We start from the raw sequence: 2,788 nt of genomic DNA, 5'->3' as shown, positions 1-2,788 counted from the left end.
ATCGATCGAGCCTGGAACTGCCCCGCGATTGGGATCGATGGGCGCAAATGGGTCGATAATCGTTGTGGTATTCGGATTACCGAGCGCACCGTTATTTTGAATTAGCACTGGGCGATCGATCGGCGTTGCGGGATAATTAGTTGCTGGAAAAGACTGGTAAAACACTCCCGTTCCCCGATCGATTGGCACGATCGAGCGTGTGGGAACTGGCGGCACAAATACTGGTTGTTGGCGATCGATTGGGGTTGTCGATCGCGTAGGAAAGGGTTGCAGTAAGATACTTTGGGATCTGCCTAATTGTGGTATCAATAAAGCTAAAAATGTGCTAGCGATCGTTGCTAAACCAAGAGAAAGTTTCACGATTAGCCATCAGTGGAAATCGGCCACTACCTATAATTTGGATCGATACAACGATCGCCGATCTTATGATACCGACTTTGCCCAATCTTGCGCCCAGTTTAGCGTTGCATGGACTTGCTCGATCGTTGCTGCTTCGCAATAAAGTCTGAGAACTGGTTCGGTACCACTGAATCTAATCAATAGCCAACTATTATCGGCTAAGTTAAATTTGTATCCGTCTACTAAATTGCGATCGCATACTTCTATGTTAGCAATTTTAGCAAATGATTTCTGCTCTAACTCTGCCATTAATCGCGATCGCACCTCCATATTTGCCAAATGCAAATCTACGCGATCGTATTTAAAGTTGTAGTTAGTTTTGACTTCGAGTTGGCGGTACAAATCGCCTAAATCTTGTTGCGATTTAGCAAGTGCTTCGAGCAGATACAGTGCCGAAAGCAGGGCATCACGTTCGGGGATATGATTGCCATAACCGATGCCGCCCGATTCTTCGCCACCGATGAGGACGGCAGTGTCCAGCATGCGATCGGCGATATACTTATAGCCGATCGGCGTTTCATAGATTGGCAAATCGTACAACTTCGCCATGCGCGGCACGAGATTGGAAGTACTCACGGTCTTGATAATTTCGCCGGTAAAGCCGCGCCGCTCGACCAAATGCTGGATTAGAATCGGGATCAAAATCTGCGAACTCAGAAACTCCCCAGAGCCATCGACAGCCGCAATTCGATCGCAATCGCCATCGAATACTAACCCCACCCGCACCCCAGGTTCGCTACCATGAGCGCGGATCGTCCGCATCAGTTGGGAGAGATACTTGGGCAAAGGTTCGGGCGCGCCACCGCCAAATAGCGGATCGGTTTTGCTATTGAGTTCGGTAATCGGCAAACCGAGTAATCTGCCTAAGCCCGTACTCGCCGCCCCATTCATTACATCGGCAAATACCGATAGTTTACCGGAGGCGATCGCTTGTTGGATGCTCGCTAGATCGACTTTGCCGCGCAATTCCTGACAGTAACTCGCCCACGGATCGAAAGTCGTCAGGGTGCCTGGTTGAGTAGCGGGCAAAGTTTGCCCCAATCTCGCTTCGATCTGTTGGGTCATTTCTGGCGGTACCGAACCACCGAAGTTACCCTTGACCTTCAAACCTAAGTAATCGCCAGGATTGTGACTGGCGGTAATTACCAGGGCACCAAGGGCATTTTGACTGTGAGCAGCCCAGCTAAATGCTGGTGTCGGGGCAAACGTATCGCTAAGGATGACATCGAACCCAGCTTGCTGCACGGCTTCGGCCATCCGTTTGGCAAAAGTTTCGGCCATAAACCGCCGATCGAATCCGACAATAATCTTCCGATTGCCAGTCTTGGCACTATAAGTATCCGCTAACACTGCCGCTGCCAGCGGTGCCACCATCAACAATCGATCGAATGTAAATTCTGCACCAATGACACCGCGCCAACCATCTGTCCCAAATTTAATTGCGTTCGCACTCATCAACTCACACCGCTAGCAACTTCATTATTTTACAGATGCACACGATCGTTTCAACACCTGAAAACTGAATTAACTAGCACCGATGGCGATCGATCGATCGAAAAATAGCAGGGATCGATCGATCCCTGCTAAGAAAATTAAAACTGAATTAATCGACTAGTCTCTATGCCTCATCTGTTGCTGTTGCTTCAGTGACAGCATCTTCAGTCGCAGCATCTTCAGTCGCAGTCTCTTCACTAACTTCTGGTTCGGCTTCCTTGATAACTGGCGGCTTTGCCTTGCTGGGCTTGGGGCCTCTCATCAAGGCAAGATTTTCTGGTGCTCTGGGTTCGTCTCTTTTGTTGGAGTCTCTGCGGCCACCTTTGTCTGCACCGCGACTCTCGCGATTCTCACTACTCTTCTTCTTGGGGGCTTCGGAAGATTTGGGGTTGCCGTCACTCTCAACAGGTGGATTTTGACGATCGGCTTTTTTGATTGGACGGTCTACCATTGTTTGGTTTTGAATTATTACTTGTATTTTAGCTGGTGAGGTCGCGATCTCGCCGACTTTGTCCCCACTAACCTAACTGTCTTGATTCGCTTAACCCTTGGGGAACCCAAGGAACGCGAATCGCTGCCATCTACTTTACAATACTTCCTACGCTCTCGCGCTCCGATCTCGGTCTTTTACATTACTTTGCACAAAGTTGCTTTCTCGTCGTGCCTTTCCCTATACTAATTCCCCATGCAGGACACATTAGAACGCATCGAATCAATCAAGGCTGGCAGTCTCGGCGGGATTGCCACGGGGATCGTCTATGGCTTGACGATCGCCATTGATGTCACGCTCTTCCATGAATCCTCCCAACCTTCACTCAGTCTGGGTTTGGCAGCCGCAATTGCGATCGTCTGTGGTTTTCTCTTCGGTGTTACCTATCGTTATATCATCCGTACC

3 protein-coding genes and 1 pseudogene are annotated in these 2,788 nt (G+C 49.4%); 1 reads left to right on the top strand and 3 read right to left on the bottom strand.

Features of this window, described 5'->3' with window-relative positions; translation table 11 throughout:
• From RMO84_RS10990 to RMO84_RS10980, 3 genes are all read right to left on the bottom strand, one after another.
• A partial coding sequence (locus tag RMO84_RS10990; RefSeq protein WP_310488504.1) for a hypothetical protein occupies positions 1 to 360 on the bottom strand: 360 nt, incomplete at its 3' end.
• 63 nt (positions 361 to 423) lie between these two features.
• Entirely contained in the window at positions 424 to 1,854 is a 1,431-nt protein-coding gene (locus RMO84_RS10985) for a phosphoglucomutase/phosphomannomutase family protein (protein ID WP_310488503.1), read from the bottom strand.
• Between the two features lie 163 nt (positions 1,855 to 2,017).
• Positions 2,018 to 2,344 carry a hypothetical protein gene (locus RMO84_RS10980; protein ID WP_310488502.1) on the bottom strand — a complete coding sequence of 109 codons (327 nt, stop codon included), beginning with the start codon at positions 2,342 to 2,344 and terminating at the stop codon, positions 2,018 to 2,020.
• Between the two features lie 234 nt (positions 2,345 to 2,578).
• Here RMO84_RS10980 and RMO84_RS10975 point away from each other — a divergent pair.
• Positions 2,579 to 2,788: pseudogene (locus RMO84_RS10975) on the top strand (hypothetical protein); the annotation flags it as partial.

The organism is Chamaesiphon sp. VAR_69_metabat_338 (genome assembly GCF_031423935.1).
GTDB lineage: Bacteria > Cyanobacteriota > Cyanobacteriia > Cyanobacteriales > Chamaesiphonaceae > Chamaesiphon.
Note: the sequence above shows the minus strand (reverse complement) of the source record. Positions and strands in the feature narration are given on the sequence as shown.

Coding starts and splice junctions, on each gene's coding strand:
- RMO84_RS10985 (WP_310488503.1), bottom strand. CDS start 1,854: ATGAGTGCGAACGCAATTAAATTTGGGACAGATGGTTGGCGCGGTGTC.
- RMO84_RS10980 (WP_310488502.1), bottom strand. CDS start 2,344: ATGGTAGACCGTCCAATCAAAAAAGCCGATCGTCAAAATCCACCTGTT.